Annotated in this window: 22 protein-coding genes and 1 tRNA gene; all 23 read left to right on the top strand. The window is 67.6% G+C overall.

What is annotated here, in order from left to right:
* A partial coding sequence (locus tag ACLEQD_RS11370; RefSeq protein WP_410383528.1) for a hypothetical protein occupies window positions 1-113 on the top strand: 113 nt, incomplete at its 5' end.
* Between the two features lie 94 nt (window positions 114-207).
* Window positions 208-372 carry a 50S ribosomal protein L33 gene (gene rpmG / locus ACLEQD_RS11365; RefSeq protein ID WP_002617522.1) on the top strand — a complete coding sequence of 55 codons (165 nt, stop codon included), beginning with the start codon at window positions 208-210 and terminating at the stop codon, window positions 370-372.
* Window positions 373-394: 22 nt separating this feature from the next.
* Window positions 395-470, top strand: a tRNA-Trp gene (locus ACLEQD_RS11360).
* Between the two features lie 88 nt (window positions 471-558).
* Entirely contained in the window at window positions 559-1002 is a 444-nt protein-coding gene (secE, locus tag ACLEQD_RS11355) for a preprotein translocase subunit SecE (RefSeq protein WP_410383527.1), read from the top strand.
* Entirely contained in the window at window positions 1002-1550 is a 549-nt protein-coding gene (gene nusG, locus ACLEQD_RS11350) for a transcription termination/antitermination protein NusG (RefSeq protein WP_120526763.1), read from the top strand. The genes secE and nusG overlap by 1 nt, the downstream gene beginning before the upstream one ends.
* Before the next feature lie 108 nt (window positions 1551-1658).
* A complete protein-coding gene (gene rplK / locus ACLEQD_RS11345) occupies window positions 1659-2105 on the top strand; it encodes a 50S ribosomal protein L11 (RefSeq protein ID WP_120605023.1) in 447 nt (148 codons plus the stop codon).
* Window positions 2106-2133: 28 nt separating this feature from the next.
* A complete protein-coding gene (rplA, locus tag ACLEQD_RS11340; RefSeq protein ID WP_410383526.1) occupies window positions 2134-2847 on the top strand; it encodes a 50S ribosomal protein L1 in 714 nt (237 codons plus the stop codon).
* 397 nt (window positions 2848-3244) lie between these two features.
* Complete coding sequence (gene rplJ, locus ACLEQD_RS11335) at window positions 3245-3766, top strand: 50S ribosomal protein L10 (RefSeq protein WP_410383525.1); 522 nt, start codon at window positions 3245-3247, stop codon at window positions 3764-3766.
* Between the two features lie 92 nt (window positions 3767-3858).
* On the top strand, window positions 3859-4230 hold the full coding sequence (gene rplL / locus ACLEQD_RS11330; protein WP_171413690.1) for a 50S ribosomal protein L7/L12: 372 nt from the start codon (window positions 3859-3861) through the stop codon (window positions 4228-4230).
* Window positions 4231-4411: 181 nt separating this feature from the next.
* Window positions 4412-8638, top strand: a complete 4227-nt coding sequence (gene rpoB, locus ACLEQD_RS11325; RefSeq protein ID WP_410383524.1) for a DNA-directed RNA polymerase subunit beta — start codon at window positions 4412-4414, stop codon at window positions 8636-8638.
* Between the two features lie 132 nt (window positions 8639-8770).
* Entirely contained in the window at window positions 8771-12982 is a 4212-nt protein-coding gene (gene rpoC, locus ACLEQD_RS11320; protein WP_410383523.1) for a DNA-directed RNA polymerase subunit beta', read from the top strand.
* A 175-nt stretch (window positions 12983-13157) separates the two neighbouring features.
* Window positions 13158-13619, top strand: a complete 462-nt coding sequence (locus tag ACLEQD_RS11315) for a hypothetical protein (RefSeq protein WP_410383522.1) — start codon at window positions 13158-13160, stop codon at window positions 13617-13619.
* Window positions 13620-13722: 103 nt separating this feature from the next.
* On the top strand, window positions 13723-14073 hold the full coding sequence (locus ACLEQD_RS11310) for a phasin family protein (RefSeq protein WP_410383521.1): 351 nt from the start codon (window positions 13723-13725) through the stop codon (window positions 14071-14073).
* Window positions 14070-14831: a lytic transglycosylase domain-containing protein gene (locus tag ACLEQD_RS11305; protein ID WP_410383520.1), complete on the top strand. Its 762-nt coding sequence runs from the start codon at window positions 14070-14072 to the stop codon at window positions 14829-14831. Before ACLEQD_RS11310 ends, ACLEQD_RS11305 begins: the two co-directional genes overlap by 4 nt.
* A gap of 161 nt (window positions 14832-14992) precedes the next feature.
* A complete protein-coding gene (locus ACLEQD_RS11300; RefSeq protein ID WP_410383519.1) occupies window positions 14993-15676 on the top strand; it encodes a hypothetical protein in 684 nt (227 codons plus the stop codon).
* Window positions 15677-15699: 23 nt separating this feature from the next.
* Window positions 15700-16164 carry a social motility and stimulation tgl protein gene (locus tag ACLEQD_RS11295; RefSeq protein WP_171413696.1) on the top strand — a complete coding sequence of 155 codons (465 nt, stop codon included), beginning with the start codon at window positions 15700-15702 and terminating at the stop codon, window positions 16162-16164.
* 23 nt (window positions 16165-16187) lie between these two features.
* Window positions 16188-16946 (top strand): social motility TPR repeat lipoprotein Tgl, encoded by a 759-nt coding sequence (gene tgl, locus ACLEQD_RS11290; RefSeq protein ID WP_338281739.1) that lies wholly within the window; start codon window positions 16188-16190, stop codon window positions 16944-16946.
* A 20-nt stretch (window positions 16947-16966) separates the two neighbouring features.
* A complete protein-coding gene (locus tag ACLEQD_RS11285; RefSeq protein ID WP_410383518.1) occupies window positions 16967-17353 on the top strand; it encodes a helix-turn-helix domain-containing protein in 387 nt (128 codons plus the stop codon).
* A gap of 9 nt (window positions 17354-17362) precedes the next feature.
* On the top strand, window positions 17363-18097 hold the full coding sequence (gene recO, locus ACLEQD_RS11280) for a DNA repair protein RecO (protein WP_207057448.1): 735 nt from the start codon (window positions 17363-17365) through the stop codon (window positions 18095-18097).
* 35 nt (window positions 18098-18132) lie between these two features.
* Complete coding sequence (locus ACLEQD_RS11275; RefSeq protein ID WP_410383517.1) at window positions 18133-19158, top strand: carbohydrate kinase family protein; 1026 nt, start codon at window positions 18133-18135, stop codon at window positions 19156-19158.
* A gap of 78 nt (window positions 19159-19236) precedes the next feature.
* Window positions 19237-20526, top strand: coding sequence for a DNA polymerase beta superfamily protein (locus ACLEQD_RS11270; protein WP_410383516.1), 1290 nt, complete (start codon window positions 19237-19239; stop codon window positions 20524-20526).
* Entirely contained in the window at window positions 20523-21311 is a 789-nt protein-coding gene (locus ACLEQD_RS11265) for a DNA polymerase beta superfamily protein (RefSeq protein ID WP_410383515.1), read from the top strand. The genes ACLEQD_RS11270 and ACLEQD_RS11265 overlap by 4 nt, the downstream gene beginning before the upstream one ends.
* Before the next feature lie 94 nt (window positions 21312-21405).
* A partial coding sequence (locus tag ACLEQD_RS11260; RefSeq protein ID WP_410383514.1) for a serine/threonine protein kinase occupies window positions 21406-22506 on the top strand: 1101 nt, incomplete at its 3' end.

Raw genomic sequence — 22506 nt, 5'->3', positions numbered from 1 at the left:
CCATCGAGGTGGAGCTCATCACCCCGGTCGCGATGGAGAAGGAGCTCCGGTTCGCCGTCCGCGAGGGTGGCCGTACGGTGGGCGCCGGCGTCGTTGCGGAGATCATCGCCTAGTCGGCTTCCCGCCGACCGGCTTTCACGGGCACTGAGTTGCGGAGGGGAGGGCTGCTTTTGTAGCCTTCCCCTCTAGCATCTGGTGAAATGAACCATGCCTAAGGGTAACCGTTCCATCATCTCGCTCGAGTGCACCACGTGCAAAGAGCGGAACTACACGACCACGAAGAACAAGCGGAAGAGCCAGGACAAGCTCGAGCTGAGCAAGTTCTGCCCTCGGTGCCGCAAGCACACGGACCACAAGGAAGGCAAGGTCTAGGTCGTCCGTTCCATGAAGGTTTAGGCCAGTAGCTCCAACGGTAGAGCAGCGGTCTCCAAATCCGCGTGTTGGGGGTTCGAATCCCTCCTGGCCTGCCAGCTTCAGTACAGGGACCCCCGGTACCGAGCGGTGCCGGGGGTCCCTGCCTTTTCGCAGTCCCGCTTCCGCAGTCCCTCGTGAGGCACCATGGCGACGGCATCTGAGGCCAGCCAGCAGGCTAACCGCTCGGGCATCGACCCCAAGCGGCTCGTGGTCATCTTCTATCTCGTCACCGGCATCGTCCTGGCCCTCTTCCTGGAGCACGTCTTCGGGTTGCTCTGGGGCCGGTTCGGTTGGAACGACGTGGAGCTCTTCGAAGGGCTCGGCTGGCGCGTGTCGACGCTGGTGGGCTACGTGGCAGCCCTGGCCCTGGTGCTGGCGGCCTACTTCCACCCTCGCACGCACGCCCTCTCCATCGACGTGGCGTCCGAACTCATGAAGGTCACCTGGCCTACCTGGTCGGAGACCCGCGCATCGACCATGGCCGTGGTCGTCGCCTCGCTGGTGGCGGCCGTTCTGCTCTTCTGCATCGACACCGTCGCCTACAACTTGATGGTGGAGTGGCTGCCTGCCCTGTGGGGGAAGCTGTAATGGCGAAGAAATGGTTCACGGTCCAGACCTACTCGAACTACGAGAACCAGGCGAAGAAGAACCTGGAAGAGCAGGTCCGCCTCAAGGGCCTGCAGGACCAGGATCTGATTGGTGAGATCCTCATCCCCATGGAGCAGGTCGTGGAGATGGTGAACGGCGAGAAGAAGACCACCCGCCGCAAGCTCTTCCCCGGCTACATCTTCGTCCAGATGGAACTCAACGACATCACCGTCCACCTGGTGAAGAACACCTCCAAGGTGACGGGGTTCCCGGGCGTCGGCCAGAACGAGCAGCCCCGGCCCATGTCGGACCGCGAGGTCGAGCGCCTCACCGCGCAGGTCACCGAGGGCGCCCACAAGGCCAAGCCCAAGGTCCAGTTCGAGACCAGCGACACGGTGCGCGTCATCGACGGTCCGTTCGCGAACTTCAACGGCACCGTGGAAGAGGTCAACCCGGAGAAGGGCCGCGTGCGCGTGCTCGTGAGCATCTTCGGCCGTGCGACCCCCGTGGAGCTCGACTTCATGCAGGTGGAGAAGACCACCGGCTAGTTTTCCCAGTCTTCCGCGTCCGTCACCCGGGCGCGGATCAACGGGTGGGAGGGTCGTCCCGTCTGGCGACCCGTTGGAACCACCCTCTCGAAAGGCAGCAGTCCGCCGATGAAGAAGGTCACAGGTCAGGTCAAGTTGCAGATCCCCGCCGGCAAGGCGAACCCCGCCCCGCCGATTGGCCCCGCGCTCGGTCAGCAGGGCGTGAACATCATGGAGTTCTGCAAGCAGTTCAACGCCAAGACGCAGGCGGAGGCCAAGGAGGGACTGATCATCCCGGTGATCATCACCGTGTATCAGGACCGCTCCTTCACCTTCATCCTGAAGACCCCTCCCGCCGCGATCCTCATCAAGAAGGCCGCGGGTCTCCACACGGAGAAGAAGAAGGGTTCGGGCGCGAAGAAGCCGGGCAAGGAGAAGGTGGGGACGATCACCCGCAAGCAGCTCGAGGAGATCGCCAACAAGAAGATCCAGGACACCACCGCCGCGTCCATCGAAGCCTGCATGAACACCATTGCCGGCACCGCGCGCTCCATGGGCATCGACGTCGTCGGCTAGCCCGCCCCATCTTTCAAGGATTCCTGCCATGGCTACCAATGGAAAGAAGTTCCGCGCGTCCAACGAGCTGGTGGACCGCAACAAGCGCTACCCTGTCGCCGAGGGCTTCGCGCTGCTGAAGAAGACGGTGGAGACCCGCGCGACGAAGTACGACCAGACGGTCGACGTCGCCATCAACCTGGGCGTGGACCCGAAGCACGCGGACCAGATGGTCCGTGGCGCCGTGGTGCTCCCGCACGGCACCGGCGCCACCGTGCGCGTGGCCGTGTTCGCCAAGGGTGAGCGCGCCACCGAGGCCGCCAACGCTGGCGCGGACATCGTGGGCGCGGAGGACCTCCAGAAGCGCATCGAGGAGGGCTTCCTCGACTTCGACACCGTCATCGCGACGCCGGACATGATGGGTATCGTCGGCCGCCTCGGTAAGGTGCTCGGTCCCCGTGGCCTCATGCCGAACCCGAAGGTCGGCACGGTGACCATGGACGTCGCCAAGGCCATCCGCGACTCCAAGGGCGGTAAGGTGGACTTCCGCGCGGAGAAGGCGGGCATCGTCCACGCGAAGATGGGCAAGGCCTCCTTCGCCGCGGACAAGCTCGAGGCGAACTTCAACGCGCTGGTGGACCTGGTGATGAAGCTCAAGCCGGCCACCGCCAAGGGCGTGTACCTGAGGGGCATCGCCATCTCGACGACCATGGGGCCGGGCATCAAGCTCGACACCACGGAAATCCTGGCGCGTCACCGCTAGTCCCGGGTGTCAGGACGGGCAGGGAAGGGTGCGCTCCCTGACGGGGAGCGTCAGTCCCGTCGTCCGTAGAACATCCGTCCGATAGAAAGTGCTGGATCTTTGCGAAAGCCGGGGGTATAGGCCCCCGGCTTTTGCAATTGGAGCGCCATGTCGAGAGACGCGGCGTTCCGACCTGGTTCATGACAGCAGGGACCTGGAAGGGAGAAGACGCGTCCGTTGGGAACCGGGCAACCGGTCGGGCCGTCCATCCACTCCTGGTTCAAACGACCGCAAGGTCAGCCCTGCCGAGACTGGAGGTGCGGTGTGGTGCCTCTCGGAGGCCCCCCTCTCGCTCTGCCACTTTGGCCCAGGCATCACGCCCGACCGTCAGGTCGGGCCATGAAGGAGGTGAGTCAAGGTGCTGAAGAGCGAGAAGGAAGAGATGATCAAGGAACTCCACGAGAAGTTCGCCCGGACGAAGACGGCGGTTGTCGCCGAGTTCTCCAAGGTGGACGTGGAGACCGTCACCAAGCTGCGTCGCAAGTTCCGCGAGGGCAAGGTCGAGTACAAGGTCATCAAGAACACGCTGGCGCGCCGTGCCGCTGAGGGTACGTCCGTCTCCGTGATTTCGGATGACTTCACCGGTCCCGTGGCCCTGTGCATCAGCTACGACGACGTGGTGGCTCCTGCGAAGATCCTGATGGATTTCATCAAGGACATGGAGACCATCAAGGTCCGTAGCGCCGTGGTGGACGGCAAGAAGATTGACGTCAACGGCGTGAAGGCGCTGGCGAAGTTGCCGGGCCTCAACGAGCTGCGCGGGCAGTTGCTCGGCATGCTCAACCAGCCGGCAGGCAAGCTGGTTCGGACCATCGCGGCCCCCGGGTCGCAGCTCGCGCGGGTGCTGCAGGCCAACGCGGACAAGTCGCAGGGACAGTAATCATCCCGAGAAGTTTTTCTACCGCAACCTCTTCGGTGCGGCAGCCCAGATGGGTCGCCCACCGTTAGTCAACCGCAGAAGGACACAGTTCAATGGCTGACCTGAATTCGATTGTCGACCAGCTCTCCTCGCTCACCGTCATGGAAGCGGCCGAGCTCGTGAAGCAGCTTGAGGCGAAGTGGGGCGTTTCCGCCGCCGCCGTGGCCGTTGCCGCCGCGGGCCCCGCCGCCGCCGCTGCTCCTGTCGAGGAGAAGACGGAGTTCAACGTGGTGCTGGCGAACGCCGGCGCCAACAAGATCAACGTCATCAAGGAGATCCGCGCCATCACCGGCCTGGGCCTGAAGGAGGCCAAGGACCTGGTCGAGGGCGCGCCCAAGACGGTCAAGGAAGGCGTCAACAAGGACGACGCCAAGAAGATCAAGGACCAGCTCGTCGCGGCTGGCGCCACCGTCGAGATCAAGTAGTTCTGTACAGGGGCTGCCCTGTTCTTCCGGGAAATCCCGGGCAGCCTGCTGATCGGATGAGCAGGCCGGCGCTCCCTTTGCTGGGGCGCCGGCTTTGCCCATTTGACATTTGCCAAATTTCCCGGCGCCGCCGCGCGTTACTGAAGTTTGCCCCGCCCGAGCAGCCGTCCCCGGAGACCGAATGCCGACGCAGATCCAGAACAATTTCCGCGTGCGGAAGACCTTCGCGAAAATCGCGAAGATCATCGACATTCCCAATCTCATCAACATCCAGAAGCAGTCCTACGAGAAGTTCCTCCAGGCCGACATCGCCCCGGAGAAGCGTGAGGACCTTGGCCTTCAGGGTGTCTTCAAGTCCGTCTTCCCGATCCGGGACTTCAACGAGACCTCCTCGCTGGAGTTTGTGAGCTATCACCTGGAGAAGCCGAAGTACGACGTCGATGAGTGCCACCAGCGTGGAATGACCTACTCGGCGCCCATCAAGGTCGTCGTGCGCCTGGTCGTCTGGGACAAGGACGAGGAGACCGGCGCCCAGTCCATCCGCGACGTGAAGGAGCAGGAGGTCTACTTCGGCGAAATCCCGCTGATGACCCAGAACGGTACGTTCATCATCAACGGCACCGAGCGCGTCGTGGTGAGCCAGCTGCACCGCAGCCCGGGTGCGTTCTTCGACCACGACAAGGGCAAGAGCCACTCGTCGGGCAAGCTGCTCTACAACGCCCGCATCATCCCGTACCGCGGCTCGTGGATCGACTTCGAGTTCGACCACAAGGACCTGCTGTACGTGCGCATCGACCGGCGCCGCAAGCTGCCGGCCACCGTGCTCATCCGCGCCCTGGGCGCCGTTGGTGACACGGCGAAGAAGAACCCGCTCGACTTCAAGGGCTCCACCGAGGAGATCCTCAACTACTACTACGCCACCGAGACCATCTACCTGCAGAGCGCCGCGGACTTCGAGAAGTCCGTCGAGCTGGAGCTCCTGCCGGGTCAGCGCGCCACGCGCGACATCAAGACCAAGTCCGGTGAGCTGATCGTCAAGAAGAACCGCAAGTTCACGCGCGCCGCCATCAAGAAGCTCGAAGCGGCGAAGATGACCAAGCTGCCCATCGACGCGGACGAGCTCTTCACCAAGGTGTCCGCCTACGACGTGGTGGACGAGAACACCGGTGAGGTCATCCTCGAGTGCAACGAGGAAGTCTCCCAGGAGAAGGTGGACGAGCTCCTCAAGCGCGACATCAAGGAGTTCAAGGTCCTCTTCATCGACAACCTCAACGTGGGTCCGTACCTGCGTGAGACGTTGATGCTGGACAAGATCGAGTCCCCTGAGCAGGCCATCATGGAGATCTACCGGCGCCTGCGCCCGGGTGATCCCCCGACGCCGGAGACGGCGACGAACCTGTTCAGCAACCTGTTCTTCAACCCGGAGCGCTACGACCTGTCCAAGGTCGGCCGCCTCAAGCTGAACTTCAAGTTCAGCCTTGAGGAGCCCCTGGACGGTCAGATCCTCACCAAGCGCGACATCCTGGAGGTCATCCGCTACCTGATCGACCTGAAGAACGGCAAGGGGACGATCGACGACATCGACCACCTGGGCAACCGCCGCGTCCGCGCGGTGGGCGAGCTGCTGGAGAACCAGTACCGCATCGGCCTCGTCCGCATGGAGCGCGCGATCAAGGAGCGCATGAGCCTCCAGGAGATCGAGACGCTCATGCCGCACGACCTGATCAACGCCAAGCCGGTGACGGCGGTGATCAAGGAGTTCTTCGGCTCCAGCCAGCTGTCGCAGTTCATGGACCAGACGAACCCGCTCTCGGAAGTCACGCACAAGCGCCGCCTGTCCGCGCTCGGGCCTGGTGGCCTCACGCGTGAGCGCGCGGGCTTCGAAGTCCGCGACGTGCACCCGACGCACTACGGCCGCATCTGCCCCATCGAGACGCCGGAAGGCCCGAACATCGGCCTCATCGCGTCGCTGTCGACCTACGCGCGCGTCAACGAGTTCGGCTTCGTGGAGACGCCGTACCGCAAGGTGGACGCTGGCAGCGTGACGGGGGACGTGGCCTTCTACTCGGCGCTCGAGGAGGAGAAGCACACCATCGCCCAGGCGAACGCGGAGACGGACAAGAAGGGCAAGTTCGTCAACGCGCTGGTGCAGAGCCGCCGCAGCGGCGAGTTCGTCCAGGTCAAGGCCGAGGACGTGGACCTGATGGACGTGTCCCCGAACCAGCTGGTGTCGGTGGCCGCCTCCCTCATCCCGTTCCTGGAGAACGACGACGCGAACCGCGCGCTCATGGGCTCCAACATGCAGCGCCAGGCCGTGCCGCTGCTGCGCACGGCGGCGCCGCTCGTGGGCACGGGCATCGAGGCCATCGTCGCCCGCGACTCGGGCGTCACCTGCGTGGCGCGCCGTGACGGCATCGTGGAGTCGGTGGACGCCAGCCGCATCGTGGTGAAGGCGGACTCCAACGCGGCCCTGAGCGACGTGTCCAGCGAGGTGGACATCTACAACCTGCTCAAGTACCAGCGCTCCAACCAGAACACGTGCCTCAACCAGAAGCCCATCATCCGCAAGGGTGACCGGGTGAAGAAGGGCGACGTGATCGCGGACGGTCCGGCCACCGAGACCGGTGAGCTGGCGCTGGGGCAGAACATCGTCGTCGCGTTCATGCCGTGGCAGGGCTACAACTTCGAAGACTCCATCCTGCTCAGCGAGCGCATCCTCAAGGAGGACGTCTTCACGTCCATCCACATCGAGGAGTTCGAGTGCATCGCGCGCGACACCAAGCTGGGCAAGGAGGAGATCACCCGCGACATCCCGAACGTGGGTGAGGAAGCCCTCAAGGACCTGGACGAGAGCGGCATCATCCGCATCGGCGCCGAGGTGAAGCCCGGCGACGTGCTGGTGGGCAAGATCACTCCGAAGGGCGAGACCCAGCTCTCCCCCGAAGAGAAGCTGCTGCGCGCCATCTTCGGTGAGAAGGCCGGCGACGTGCGCGACAGCTCCCTGCGCGTGCCGCCGGGCGTCGTGGGCACCGTCATCAACGCCAAGGTGTTCAGCCGCAAGGGCGTGGAGAAGGACGAGCGCGCCAAGCAGATCGAGTCCATGGAGGAGGCGAAGCTCCTCAAGGACCAGAACGACGAGATCAAGGTCCTCCAGGACTCCGCGTACAGCCGCCTCCGTGGGCTGGTCCGCGGCAAGGAGGTCCAGGGCAAGCTCGTGGACGACAAGGGGAAGATCCTCCTGAAGAAGGGGGACATCCTCAACGACGAGCTGCTGGCCACGGTGCCGTACAAGTACTGGGGCGAGATCTCCGTGGGCGACCCGCTGGACGCGCGCCTGCGCGACATCCTGCGCAGCCTGGAGGACACGAAGGAGGCCGTGAAGCTGGCCTTCGGCGAGAAGATCGCCCGCATCAAGAAGGGCGACGAGCTTCCCCCGGGCGTCATCAAGATGGTGAAGGTGTACGTCGCCATCAAGCGCAAGCTGGCGGTGGGCGACAAGATGGCCGGCCGCCACGGCAACAAGGGCGTCGTGTCCCGCGTCCTCCCCGAGGAGGACATGCCGTACCTGGAGGATGGCCGTCCGGTGGACATCGTCCTCAACCCGCTCGGCGTTCCCAGCCGCATGAACATCGGGCAGATCCTCGAGGTCCACCTGGGCTGGGCCGCGAAGGGCGTGGGCGAGCAGCTGCAGCGCTACATCGACGAGAACTTCAGCGGCGAGCAGCTCAAGAAGCAGCTGAAGACCGTCTACGACGACAAGGCCTTCGGCGACTTCGTGGACGGCCTGTCCGACCAGGAAGTCCAGGACCTCTGCCGCCGCCTGAAGAAGGGCATCCACGTGGCGACGCCGGTGTTCGACGGCGCCCGCGAGACGGAGCTGCACGCCCTCTTCGACGAGGGCCGGCTGCCGCGCTCGGGCCAGATGGTGCTCTTCGATGGCCGCACCGGTGAGCCGTTCGACCAGAACGTCACCGTGGGCGTGATGTACATGCTCAAGCTGCACCACCTGGTGGACGAGAAGATCCACGCCCGTTCCATCGGGCCCTACTCGCTCGTCACGCAGCAGCCCCTGGGCGGCAAGGCCCAGTTCGGCGGCCAGCGTCTGGGCGAGATGGAAGTGTGGGCGATGGAGGCCTACGGCGCGGCGTACACGCTGCAGGAGTTCCTCACGGTCAAGTCGGACGACGTGGTGGGCCGCACGCGCATGTACGAGGCGATCGTCAAGGGCGACAACGTCCTGGAGAGCGGCCTGCCCGAGTCGTTCAACGTGCTGCTCAAGGAGCTCCAGTCGCTGGCCCTGGACGTGGAGCTGCTGGAGAGCGCGCCCCCGGAGCGGCAGCGCAGCTTCGGCGGTGACTTCCTGGGTGGCGGCGACGGCGAGGACCGGAAGTCGGGGTCCGAGGCCTAGGCCTTTTCAAAGAAGCCGGTGCGCCCGCCTGACCGGCTGGCTGCTTCCTCGTGGAGGGAGCGGCTGGCCGGGCGCAGGGCGGGGGCCCGAAACGTTTGGCGCCCTGAGCGCTCATAAGTTTTCGGAGGCAACGTGAAGGACATTTTCAACTTCTTCGAGAAGCCGAAGGACCCGCTGTCGTTCAACGCCATCCGCATCGCGCTGGCGTCGCCCGACAAGATCCGCCAGTGGTCGCACGGCGAGGTGAAGAAGCCGGAGACGATCAACTACCGCACCTTCAAGCCGGAGCGGGACGGCCTCTTCTGCGCCCGCATCTTCGGGCCGGTGAAGGACTACGAGTGCAACTGCGGCAAGTACAAGCGCATGAAGCACCGTGGCGTCGTGTGCGAGAAGTGCGGCGTGGAGGTCATCCAGTCCAAGGTGCGCCGTGAGCGCCTGGGCCACATCACGCTGGCCACGCCCGTGGCCCACATCTGGTTCCTCAAGTCGCTGCCCAGCCGCATCGGCAACCTGCTCGACATCACCCTCAAGGAGATGGAGAAGGTGCTGTACTGCGAGAGCTACATGGTCATCGACCCGAAGGCGACGCCGCTGCAGCGTGGCGAGCTCGTCTCCGAGGAGAAGATGCACCGGCTCTTCCAGGAGCACGGCGAGGACTCGTTCACCGCGGGCATGGGCGGCGAGGCCGTCCGCGAGATGCTCAAGTCCCTGGACGTGGAGAAGCTGTCCGAGGAACTGCGCAAGGACATGCGCGAGACCACCAGCGAGGCGAAGCGGAAGAAGTACGCCAAGCGCCTGAAGGTGGCCGAGGCGTTCCGCGTCTCCGGCAACAAGCCGGAGTGGATGATGCTGGACGTCATCCCGGTCATCCCGCCCGACCTGCGCCCCCTGGTGCCCCTGGACGGCGGCCGCTTCGCGACCTCCGACCTCAACGACCTGTACCGCCGCGTCATCAACCGCAACAACCGCCTCAAGCGGCTGCAGGAACTGAACGCGCCGGACATCATCATCCGCAACGAGAAGCGGATGCTCCAGGAGGCCGTGGACGCGCTGTTCGACAACGGCCGCCGCGGCAAGACCATCACCGGCCCGAACAAGCGGCCGCTGAAGTCGCTGTCCGACATGCTCAAGGGCAAGCAGGGCCGGTTCCGTCAGAACCTGCTCGGCAAGCGCGTGGACTACTCGGGCCGCTCCGTCATCGTCGTGGGCCCCGAGCTGCGCCTGCACCAGTGCGGCCTGCCGAAGATCATGGCGCTCGAGCTCTTCAAGCCGTTCATCTACAACAAGCTTGAAGAGAAGGGCTACGTCACCACCATCAAGTCCGCGAAGAAGATGGTGGAGAAGGAGCGTCCGGAGGTCTGGGACATCCTCGAGGACGTGATCCGCGAGCACCCGGTGCTCCTCAACCGCGCCCCCACGCTGCACCGCCTGGGCATGCAGGCCTTCGAGCCGGTCCTCATCGAGGGCAAGGCCATCCAGCTGCACCCGCTGGTGTGCGCCGCGTTCAACGCGGACTTCGACGGCGACCAGATGGCCGTGCACGTGCCGCTGTCCATCGAAGCCCAGATGGAAGCGCGCGTGCTGATGATGTCGACGAACAACATCCTCAGCCCGGCGAACGGCAAGCCCATCATCGTCCCGACGCAGGACATGGTGCTCGGCATCTACTACATGACGCGCGCTCGCGAGTTCGCCAACGGCGAAGGCCGCGTGTTCGCGTCGCCGGACGAGGTGCGCGCCGCGTACGACCACGGTGAGGTCCACCTGCAGGCCAAGGTGGTGTGCCGCATCGACGGCAAGCGCAAGGAGACCACGGTCGGCCGCGTGCTGCTGTGGGAAGTCGTGCCGCGCCGCGTGGGCTTCGACGCCATCAACAAGGTGCTCGACAAGAAGTCGCTCGGTAACCTCATCGACCTCTGCTACCGCCTCACGGGCGAGAAGGAGACGGTGCTGCTGGCCGACCGCATCCGCAGCGCGGGCTACTTCCACGCGACCCGCGCCGGTATCTCCATCGCGCTCAAGGACATGATCATCCCTGCGAAGAAGCAGGAGTTCCTGGACTACGCGCGCAAGGAAGTGGCGGAGATCGAGAACCAGTACCTGGAAGGCCTCATCACCGACGGTGAGCGCTACAACAAGGTCATCGATATCTGGGCGGAGATCACCGAGAAGGTCGCCCAGGAGATGATGCAGCAGATCTCCCAGGACGAGGCTTCCGGGGACGTGGACGGCAAGCGCGTGACGCGCAAGCAGCCGTCCTTCAACCCCATCTACATCATGGCCGACTCCGGCGCCCGCGGCAGCGCCCAGCAGATCCGCCAGCTGGCGGGTATGCGCGGCCTGATGGCGAAGCCCTCCGGCGAAATCATCGAGACGCCCATCACGGCCAACTTCCGTGAAGGCCTCTCCGTGCTCCAGTACTTCATCTCCACGCACGGCGCCCGCAAGGGTCTGGCGGACACGGCGCTCAAGACGGCCAACTCCGGTTACCTCACCCGCCGTCTCGTGGACGTGGCGCAGGACGCCATCATCAACGAGTACGACTGCGGCACCATGGACGGTCTGTTCATCGGCGCCCTGGTTGAAGGCGGCGAGATCATCGAGCCGCTGGGTGAGCGCATCCTGGGCCGCGTGGCCCTGGACGACATCCTCGACCCGGTGACGGGCGAGGTGCTGGTGCGCGCCAACGAGGAGATCGACGAGGACCGCGTCCGCCGCATCGAGAACAGCGGCCTGGACAAGGTGAAGATCCGCTCGGTGCTCACCTGCCAGGCCAAGCGCGGCATCTGCGTGGAGTGCTACGGCCGTGACCTGGCGCGTGGCCGCAAGGTGTCCGTGGGCGAGGCCGTGGGCGTCATCGCGGCGCAGTCCATCGGTGAGCCGGGTACGCAGCTCACGATGCGCACCTTCCACATCGGTGGCGCGGCGACCCGTCGCGCGGAGCAGTCCAGCCTGGAGAACCGCTACGCGGGTTCCGTGAAGTTCGCGGGCCTGAACACGGTGCAGAAGGCGGACGGCACGCTGGTGGCCATGAACCGCAACGGCGAGATCGTCGTCGTCGACGAGTCCGGCCGCGAGCGCGAGCGCTACCAGATCATCTACGGCGCCCGCATCCTGGTGAAGGAGAACCAGAAGCTGGAGCCGGGCGTGCTCCTGGCCGAGTGGGACCCGTTCGCGATTCCCCTGCTCACGGAAGTGGGCGGTGTCGTGCGCTACGAGGACATCATCGAAGGCGTGACGATGTCCGAGACGCTCGACGAGGTGACGGGCCTGTCGCGCAAGACGGTCATCGAGTCCAAGGACCCGGAGGCGCGTCCGCGCGTCACCATCCGCGACGCGGCCGGCAACGTGAAGGACCTGCCGTCCTCCCGCAACCAGGCGAGCTACTTCCTGCCCCAGGGCGCGATCATCACGGTCAACGACCAGGATGAGATCTCCGCGGGCGAGGTCATCGCCAAGGTGCCGCGCGAGACCACGAAGACCAAGGACATCACGGGCGGTCTGCCCCGCGTGGCCGAGCTCTTCGAGGCGCGCAAGCCCAAGGACGCGGCGGCGATCGCGGAGATCGACGGCGTGGTGTCCTTCGGCAAGGACACCAAGGGCAAGCGCAAGCTCATCATCACCCCCGAGGTGAGCGGCGAGCAGCGCGCGGACCTGGCCAAGGAGTACCTGATCTCCAAGGGCAAGAGCATCAACGTCCACTCCGGCGACCGCGTGAAGGCCGGCGAGGCGATGATGGACGGCGCGGCCAACCCGCACGACATCCTCAAGGTGCTGGGCGAGAAGGAACTCGCGCGCTACCTGGTGGACGAAGTGCAGGAGGTCTACCGACTGCAGGGCGTGAAGATCAACGACAAGCACATCGAGACGATCGTCCGGCAGATGCTGCGCCGGGTGCGCGTCACCGACGTGGGCGACACCAACTTCCTGGTCGACGAGCAGGTCGAGAAGTGGGTGTTCGAGGAGGAGAACGAGAAGGTCATGGCCGAAGGGAAGCGCCCGGCCGTGGGCGAGCCCCTGCTGCTCGGCATCACCAAGGCGTCGCTCTCCACCGAGTCGTTCATCTCCTCGGCGTCGTTCCAGGAGACCACGAAGGTGCTCACCGAGGCCGCCATCAACGGCAAGGTGGACTACCTGCGCGGCCTCAAGGAGAACGTCATCATGGGCCGGCTCATCCCCGCCGGCACGGGCCTGCCGAACTACAAGCACCTCGACATCGAGGTGGAGAGCCCCACGGACGAGGTCAACGAGATGGAGGCCGCCCTGGCCGCCACCCACGGCGACACCGGCCCGCTGGCCCCTCCGCCGTCGCGGCCGGACACCCGGTCCACCGACGTTGCCTAGTCATTCCCCGAAGCGTCCCTGACGCTTCGTGAGTCAGCCGCCGTCCTGGTGTCATGCCGGGGCGGCGGCTTTCTTGTTTCGCACAGTTCGCACTTGTTGCCTTGACACCATGTCGCGGTGCGTTATGTTGACGCATCACGTTATGGACCCGGTAGCAGCCGGGGGGGAGCACGACATGGCGACGACGAGTGCGAAGGCAGCGGAGAAGACGGGCGTGACGCAGAACGTGGAGGCCTACCTGAAGGGGCGGTTCTCCGAGGCGCAGAAGCGGTTCCAGGGGCTGGAAGGGGAGGCGAACAAGGCCTTCCGTGCGCTGGAGACGCGAAGCCAGGTGGCGGCGAAGGAGGTCCAGGCCCTGTGGACGAAGGTGCAGGCCGGTGAGCTGCGCGCCGACCCTCGCGTTCAGGAGCTCACGAAGAAGGTGGACGAGGCGGGTGTGGAGCTGCGCAAGCGGCTGGATGGGCTCCAGGCGAAGGTCGTGGAGGCGGTGGGAGTTGCCAGCCAGTCCCAGGTCCAGCAGATCACCCAGGAGCTGGGCCGCCTGTCGAAGAAGCTGGATGTGCTCCTGAAGCCCACCCGGCGCGCCCACCCTTCGACCAAGAATTCGGGCGGCGCGGCGTCTTCTCCGCGCGCCTGAGCAGCGTTTTCATCACCCACGGGGTGTGCTTAGGTCGCAGACCCCTTTGAATGCCCTGGGCTCCTTCCGTAGGAAGGGCTCGGGGCACTCCCGGAGCGACTTCATGGACGACAACACCGAGGCCCCCCGAGAGAAGCCCTCCGTGGCGGAGGCATTCGAGCGGATCTGGAGCCAGGCGCTCCTGGCCGTGAACACGGCGGAGGAGGAGGCTTCCCGCGCCGTGCAGCGCGTGGCGTCCGTCGCGGGCTGGAGCCAGGACGAGGTGAAGCGTCAGGCCCGCGAGTTCGCGGAGCGGCTGACGGGGCACCGCAAGGACCTGGAGCACAACGTGGAGGAGCGGGTCCGCACGGCCCTGACCCTCCTGAAGCTGCCGCGCCGCGAGGAGTTGCAGGCCTTCGGTGCCCGCCTGGAGCGTCTGAACGAACGCATCCAGGCCCTGGAGCACCGTAAGTGAGTGGCCCCGCCGCCTCGGGCGGCAGGTCGCTGGGAACGCGGTTCTTCGCGGGGCTGCATGCCCTGAGCAGCGGGTGCTCCCGGCTCCCGTTGCTCGCGGGCGTGGCGCTCGTGGTGTCCGCGCGGGTGGTGCCCCTCCTGGAGGAGCCCGCCCCCCAGTCCATGGTCCCCGAGCTGGTGGCGCAGGAGGTCATCTCCGAGGATGCGGCGCTCATCGACGCCGTGCTGGCCAAGCGCGCCCCGGACCTGGGGCTCACGCTGCGCCGGCGACTGGGGCAGGCCATCGACGAGGAGTCGCGCCGCACGGGGTATGACCCGCTGCTGGTGCTGGCCCTCATCGACGTGGAGTCCGACTTCGAGGAGGAGTCCGTCTCCGAGAAGGGCGCCCGGGGCCTGATGCAGATCAAGCCCAGCACGCTGCACTTCCTGGCGGAGAAGGAGGGCCTGAAGCTGTCGCGCGAGGAAGTGGTGGCCGACCCGGCCGTCTGCGTGCGCCTGGGCATCCGCTACCTGCGCTCGTTGCAGGGCCGCTTCGGCGGCGACCTGGACCTGGCGCTGATGGCCTACAACGCGGGCCCCACGCGCATCCGGGACGCCATGAAGGCCGGGGAGCTGGAGAAGTTCCGCCGCTATCCCCGGGCCGTGCGGCGCGACTTCCGCCGCTTCCGCGAAGGCCACGGCCTGGGCGGAGACTGGGCGCTGGCGCAGCGCGAGCTGCCTCCGCCGCCGCCCGACGAGACGCCGACCGCGGCGCCCTGAAGGGCCCCCGCGGTCCGACTGCAAGACGGGCCCCCGGGTGAATGTTCGGGGCGGCGGAGCGCTCCAAGAGGAGACGTCCCCGCCTTGTTCCACTCCCCCGGGTGCGCTAAGTCGTTGCAAGCTCCCGGGACTGTTGAGGATTCCCAGGAGGAATGCCCCCCATGCCCCGCCCGTCCGCCCGCATTGCCATCACCGTCGCGGCCTCGCTCGTTCCCATGCTGGCCCTCGCCGGTTCGGTCTTCCTGAACGGCGTGAAGATCGACGGTGTGACGAACACGCGCTTCGAGAAGGCCACCGTCCGCATCGACGCGGAGGGGAACGTCCACATCGACGCGCCAGGGTACGCCGCCCGCGTGACGACCGTGACGCCCACGCCCGCGACGCCTTCCACCGCCACGCCGCCTGCCGCCACCCCCCCGGACGCGGGCGTCGTCGCGCAGGCTCCCGCGCCGGCTGCTCCCGCCGCGCCCCCGTCCGTGCCGGGGCGCATCACCCAGCGCTACTGGCTGGTGACGGAGCAGACGACGCCGGGCATGACGGACTTCGACATCGACGTGTACGTGAACTCGCGCTGGCTGCGTCGTTTGCGCAACAACGAGGACCAGGTGGTGGTGGACATCACCCGCCAGTTGCGTCCCGGCGCGAACGCGGTGACGCTGATTGCCCGCAAGCAGGCGACGGGCAACCGCCGCAGTACTTCGGCCGCGAACGTCTTCAAGGTGATCATCGGCGAGGGCAACGAGGGCGGGGGGAACGTGATGATTGACACGCCCCTCATCCGCTTCCAGAAGACGGCTGCGGACGCGCAGGACGCGACCGAGGAGTTCACCCTCACCACCCGCTAGGGTGCGCGGGAAGGGAGACGACGGTGTTCACCATCGACGAGCGCTACCGGGGCCTCCCCGCGAATCGCGACCAGGTGCTCGCGCTGCACCTGTCCCTCAACGCGCCGCACGTGGCGATTCCCGGCAAGCAGGCCGGGCCCGCGCAGGCCTTCGTGGTGGGGCTGCGCGGCGGGCAGGGCGCGGGCGTCTTCGTGTACCTGTACCTCGTGGAAGCGGGGGACTGCGCGGTGTACGTGTCCGGCCGGCGCATCCAGTCCGCGGACGAGCTGCGCGAGGACGAGGACGACGCGCTCGCGTTCGTGGAGTCGCTGGGCTTCATGATGGACAACGCGAACTGGCGCGCCGCGGCGCCGGCGCAGCAGGACGAGTGGCTCAAGACGCTGCCGGTGTTCTTCCGGGAGCCCACGCTCGTGCCCGCCGTGAAGGCCCGCGCCGAAGAGAAGCGCAACGTCGCCACCACCCTGGGCCGCTTCCTGGCCGCGTTCTGACCCTCCACCCCGGATTGGCACCCATGTCCCGCATCACTTCCTCCTGCTTCCTCGCGTTCGCGCTCGCGTCGGCGGGCTGCGCGCACGTCCCCACGGAGAAGGAGCGCCGGAGCTCGGAGATCCACTACGACCTGGGCATCCAGGCCCAGCAGCACGGCCACGTGCAGGACGCGCTCGCGGAGTACCAGAAGGCGCTGGAGCAGAACCCGGACAATCCGGAGGCCCACAACGCGGTGGGGCTCCTGCTGCACCTGTCCTTCCGGCGGCTCGACGAGGCTTCGTCCCACTACGAGCAGGCGCTGAAGCTGCGGCCGTCCTTCTCCGACGCGCGCACCAACCTGGGCAACCTGCGCCTGGACCAGGGCCGCTACGACGACGCCATCAAGCTGTACGAGGAGTCGCTCAACGACATGCAGTACCGCTACGGCTTCTCCGCGCAGAACAACATGGGCTGGGCGCTCTACAAGAAGGGCGACACGGTGAACGCGCTGCAGAACATCAAGGCGGCCATCACCACCAACCCGGAGTTCTGCCTGGGCTACAAGAACCTGGGCATCATCTACGACGAGACGGGCAAGACGGAGGAGGCGTGCCGGCAGTTCGCGCACTACCGTGAGAAGTGCCCGGACGTGGCGGAGGCCTACCACCGCGAAGGCGTGTGCCAGGCGAAGCTCGGGCGGGTGGACGAGGCGAAGGCGGCGTTCGCGGGCTGCGAGTCCAAGGCCCAGCCCAACGAGCAGGTGCTCAAGGACGACTGCCGCTCACTGCTGGACCACCTCTAGGCGCGGGGCCCCGAAAGACCGTGGACCACGTCGACTTCGGCAAATACCTCAGCCAGCAGCGCGAGCTTCGCGGCCTGTCTCGCGAGGACGTCTCCCGGGAGACGAAGATTCCCCCCAGCCTCGTCGCGGCGCTGGAGGCGGGGCAGGTGGAGCGGCTGCCCGAGCGCGTGTTCGTGCTGAACTACATCCGCGCGTACGCGCAGGTCATCGGCCTGTCGCCGGAGGAAGCGGCGCTGCGCTACGAGGAGGTGGACCGGGCGGTGCCCGCGCCTTCGCCGGTGCAGCTCGAGAAGGAGCGGCGCAAGCGGGCGTACATCATCCTGGCCGTGCTGCTGGCGGTCCTGCTCCTGGGCGCGGCCCTGTTCCTGGTGCTGTCCGGGAAGCTTCCGCCCTCCACGGCGCGTTGAAGAGGGATCATGGAGCGGTACGCCGACGACGCGTTCGTGCTGTCCACGGTCGACTATGGTGAGTCCGACCGGCTGGTGACGTTGCTGACGCGCGAGCACGGCAAGCTGACCGCGTTCGCCGCGGGAGCGCGCAAGAGCAAGCGCCGGTTCGCGGGGGCGCTGGAGCCTTTCATGCGGCTGCGCGTGCAGCTCGTGGAGACGCGCGGCAGCACGGTGCGGCTGGACTCGGCTGACATCGTGGCGGGCTTCTACGCCGCGCGCGAGGACCTGTCGCTCATTGCCCGGGCGCTGTACGCGGTGGAGCTGTGCCGCGAGCTCACGCGCGACCACGAGCCGCACCCGGAGTTGTTCGAGCTGGTGGAGGGCTACCTGCACCGGCTGGACGCGAAGGAGGCCGGGCCCACGTCGTTGCTCGCGTTCGAGCTGGCGGCGCTGGCGCAGGCGGGCTTGATGCCGCGCTTCGACTCCTGCTCGCTGTGCGGCGGTCTGCCCGGTGAGCGGCCCCGGTTCGATCAAGGCCACGGGGGCGCGGTGTGCGAGCCGTGTGGCGGACGCGCGCGTGATTCCGTGGCGGTGCCGGTGGCGCTGCTGTCCGGCCTGCGTTCGCTCCAGGAAGGCGCGCGCACGCCGCTGCCTCCGGACCTTCGCGCGCGGGCGCGGGGCCTGCTCAACGTCTTCATCGCGCACCACCTGGGCCGCAAGCTCAAGAGCGTGGACTTCATGGCGCAGGTGGGCCTGGACTGACGACGGGCAGCGCGCGGTCCCCTGGGGGAAGTGTCATGCACGAGGCCGGACCGCTGGACGTGGTGTGTGTCGGCGAGACGCTGGTGGACTTCCTTCCCGTGTCGGGCGGCGCCACGCGCGTGCGGGACGTGGAGGCCTGGAAGCCTTCGCCGGGCGGCTCGCCGGCCAACGTCTCCGTGGGGCTCGCGCGGCTGGGCCTGCGCCCGGCGATGGTGGGCGTGGTGGGCTCCGACGAGTTCGGCCACTTCCTGCGCGACCGGCTGGCGGCGGACGGCGTGGACGTCAGCCGCCTGCGCCAGGTGGACCACGCCCGCACGGGCCTGCTGTTCGTCTCGCTGGATGCGCACGGCGAGCGCAGCTTCACGTACTTCCGGACGCGTTCGGCGGAGTTCCTGCTGGATGACTCGGACGTGGACGGCGAGTTCGTGCGGCGTGCGAAGGCGCTGCACTGTGGCTCCAACTCCCTGCTCCTTCCGGAGGCGCGCGAGGCGATGGTGCGCATGCTCGCCCTGGCGCGTGAGGCCGGGATGCTGGTGAGCTGTGATCCGAACCTGCGGCTGCACGTGTGGGAACGGCCCGAGGAGCTGCGCGACCTCCTGGGCCGCATGCTGCCGCTGTGCACGGTGGCGAAGCTGTCCGAGGAGGAGATCCACTTCGCGACCGGCGAGCACTCGCCCGAGGCGGCCTTGCACGTCCTGGCCGCTCGGGGCGTGACACTGCCCGTGGTGACGCTGGGGCCGCGCGGCGCGGTGTGCCTCTGGCAGGGGGAGGTCCTCTCCGTTCCCGCTCCCCAGGTGACGGTGGTGGACACGACGGGCGCCGGGGACGGCTTCGTGTCCGCGATGTTGACCGGGCTGGTGCGGTGGTACGGCGACGCGCGCTCGCTGGAGGGCGCGACGCGCGAGGACCTGATCGCGCTGATGACGTTCGCCGCGAGCGTGGGGGCACGGGTGGTGACGAAGCTGGGCGCGGTCTCGGCGCTCCCCCTGGCGTCCGAGGTGGAGGGGCTGCTGCCCACGCGGCCTTCCATGGCTGACGCCGTGCGACGCATCGCGCGCTGACGGGAAGCGCCGTACCGGGTCAGGCTCGCGTGCTTCGCTGCGTCCAGCGTGGCCCGCCATCCCACGCAGGAGGGACCGATGAGTGACACCCGAGAGACCGCTTCCTCCACCCCGGCGCGGGTCCGGGGATTGGAGCAGATCGACCGGCTGTCCGTGCCCCTGCCGCACGGCACGGAGGTCACGACGCGCGTGGAGCGCGTGGCGTCCGCGGGGCGCCGGATTCCTCAGGGCGTGGTCGGCCGCGTGGTGCGCGCGCATGACGGCGGCTTCGACGTGCAGATCGTCGGCGTGGGCGAGGTGTGGTTCGCGCGCGACGAGCTGGTCCCCCGGCGCGCGGGACAGGAGCAGTTCGCCCAGCGGCGCGAGGCGGCCTGGGGTGCGCTGCGGCCGTGCGTGGTGCTGGAGACGCGCGTGGGCAGCCACGCCTGGGGGCTCGCGGACGAGCGCTCCGACGTGGATGTGCGCGGTGTCTTCGCGCTGCCCCTGCCGTGGACGCTGGGCCTGGGGCAGCCGCCGCAGGACCTGGTGAGCGCGGATGGCAGCACCACGTACTGGGAGGTCCGCAAGACGGTGGAGCAGGCGCTGCGCGCGGATCCGAACACGCTGGAGACCCTCTTCGTCCCGGGCGCGACGGCGGTGGATGAGCTGGGCGCGTGGGTGCTGGAGGCGCGCGAGGCGTTCGTCTCCAAGGCCATCTTCGGCAGCTTCGGACGCTACGCCATGAGCCAGCTCGACAAGCTCACCCGCAGCCAGCGGCTGGCCGAGCACCGCGACCTGCTCCTCGCGTGGCTGTGCGAGGAGCCCACGCCGGACCTGGATGAGGTGGCCCGGCGGCTGGCCGCCGTGTCGCCCCGCGCCGCGCCCACGCCCGAGGACGGGGTGCTCGCGGCGAAGACGTACGTCAAGCAGCTCTACCGCTCGCTCTGGGACCAGGGGCTGCTCGCGGCGAACGACTTCGCGGCGCTCACGGCGTACGCGCGCGGCGGTGGCCAGCGTCCTCCGTCCGCCCGGGAGCTGCGGCCGAAGAACGCCTACAACCTGCTGCGGCTGGTGGCGCTGGCGACCGGGTGGCTGCGCGACGGCGTGCCTGGCTTCGAGGCGACGGGGGCGTTGAAGGCGCGGCTGCTCGACATCAAGGGCGGGCAGGTGCCACTGGAGGACGTGCTGCGCGACGCCGAGGCGATGGCGCCGGAGCTGGAGGCCGCGCACCGCGAGAGCCGGCTGCCGGAGCATCCGGACTACGCCCGCGCGGACCGGCTGCTGCGGCGGGTGGGGGATGAAGTGGCTCGGCGCTGGGTCTTGAAGACGCCCGGCCCGCTGGGCCGCGATGCGCCGGAAGCCCCGGCACTGGAAGGAGGGACGGAATGAAGGGCAGGGTGACGGAACATCAGGAGCGGATGGCGGACCGCGTGCTGGACGCCGAGTCGCTCCGCCGCGAGCACCTGGTCATCTCGCTGTCCGGCGCGCATGCGTACGGCTTCCCGTCGCAGGACAGCGACCTGGACCTGAAGGCCATCCACATCGCGCCCACCGCCGCGCTCCTCGGTCTCCAGCCCCGGCACGTGCCGGCGGAGCGGCTGGAGGTGCTGGAGGGCGTGGAGGTGGACTACTCGTCCAACGAGCTGCAGCCCGTGCTGCTGGGCATCCTCCAGGGCAACGGCAACTACATCGAGCGGGTGCTGGGCGCCATCACCGTGCGGGCCCTGCCGGAGGTGGAGACGCTGCGACCGCGGGTCCGCGCCGTGCTGTCGCGGCGCATCCACCGGCACTACCGCGGCTTCGCGCAGGGGCAGCTCCGCGAGTGGGAGAAGAGCGGCTTCCGCTCCGTGAAGAAGCTGCTGTACGTGCTGCGCACCACGCTCACCGGAACGCATGCGCTGCGCACGGGCGAGGTGGAGACGGACGTCACCGCGCTGCTGGAGCCGTATGGCTTTGGCGAGGCCCACGCGCTGGTGGAGCGCAAGCGGGGCGGCGAGCGCATCGAGTTGACCGACGCGCTCAGCGAACAGTGGCAGCAGGAGGTGACGCGCGCCTTCGCGGTGCTGGAGGCGGCGGACGCGGCCTCCGTGTTGCCCCTGGAGCCACCCCCGGCGGCCGTGGCCGCGCTCGAGGGCTGGATGCTCGACGTGCGGCGACAGCGGTTCGGCGCCTAAGCCGCTTTCCCGGGGCTCCTGGCGCCGGGGGGCGGGCCGTCTGGAAAGACGATCATCGACCTGGGAGGGTTCGGCGGGTAACATCCGCCCCGCCATGAGCATGCAGGCTGGCGCCGGAGAAGATCCCGACCGGGGGCGGCGCATCGGAAAGTACGAGATCCTCACCCGCCTCTCGATGGGAGGGATGGCGGAGCTGTTCCTCGCGTTCACCTCCGGCCCCGGTGGCTTCCGCAAGTTCGTGGCGGTGAAGCAGATCCTCCCCGACATCAAGAAGGACGACCAGTTCGTCAAGATGTTCCTCGACGAGGCGCGCATCACCGCGGCCTTCTCGCACGCGAACATCGGACAGGTGTTCGACCTGGGCGAGGAGGACGGCGAGCTGTACCTCGCCATGGAGTTCCTGCCCGGCCAGAACCTGGAGCAGGTGGTGAAAATGGCGGAGCGGCGCAAGTACGCGCTGCCGCTGGGCTTCAGCGCGCGCGTCATCCGCGACACGTGCCTGGGCCTGCACTACGCCCACCACTTCATGGACCCGTCGGGCCGCCCCGTGGCGGTGGTGCACCGCGACGTGTCGCCGAAGAACGTGATGCTCACCTACGACGGCGTCGTGAAGGTGATCGACTTCGGCATCGCCAAGGCGCGCGGCAAGCTGGGCCGCACGCAGGTGGGCACCGTGAAGGGGACCAGCGGCTACATGTCCCCGGAGCAGGTGCGCAACAAGGACCTGGATGGCCGCAGCGACCAGTTCTCCACGGGCGTGATGTTCCACGAGCTGCTGGCCGGACAGCGCCTGTTCAACGCGCCGGGCGAGGCGGCCGTGATGATGCAGATCGTGGACGGGGAGATCGCCGCGCCGCGCTCGCTCAACCCGGCCGTGCCGGAGGCCCTGGAAGCGGTGGTGCTCAAGTCGCTGTCGCGCGACGCGGCCCAGCGCTTCGGCACCTGCCGGGAGATGGCGCGCGCAATCGAGGCCACGCTGGGCGCCGAGCTGTTCGACGAAGACCAGATGACCGCCGTCATGGGCGAGCTCTTCGAGGAGAAGCGCCAGAAGACGCGCACCCTCCTGGAGCTGGCCAGCCGCGCCGAGGACGCCCGCGTCAGCGAGGCCGCCGGTGCGCTCCAGGCGGAGGAGGGCACGGATCAAGCCGCCTCCGCGGCCACCGCGCAGGTGAAGTCGCCGCACGCGCAAGCCCCG

The organism is Corallococcus sp. 4LFB (genome assembly GCF_046520365.1).
GTDB lineage: Bacteria > Myxococcota > Myxococcia > Myxococcales > Myxococcaceae > Corallococcus > Corallococcus caeni.
Note: the sequence above shows the minus strand (reverse complement) of the source record. Positions and strands in the feature narration are given on the sequence as shown.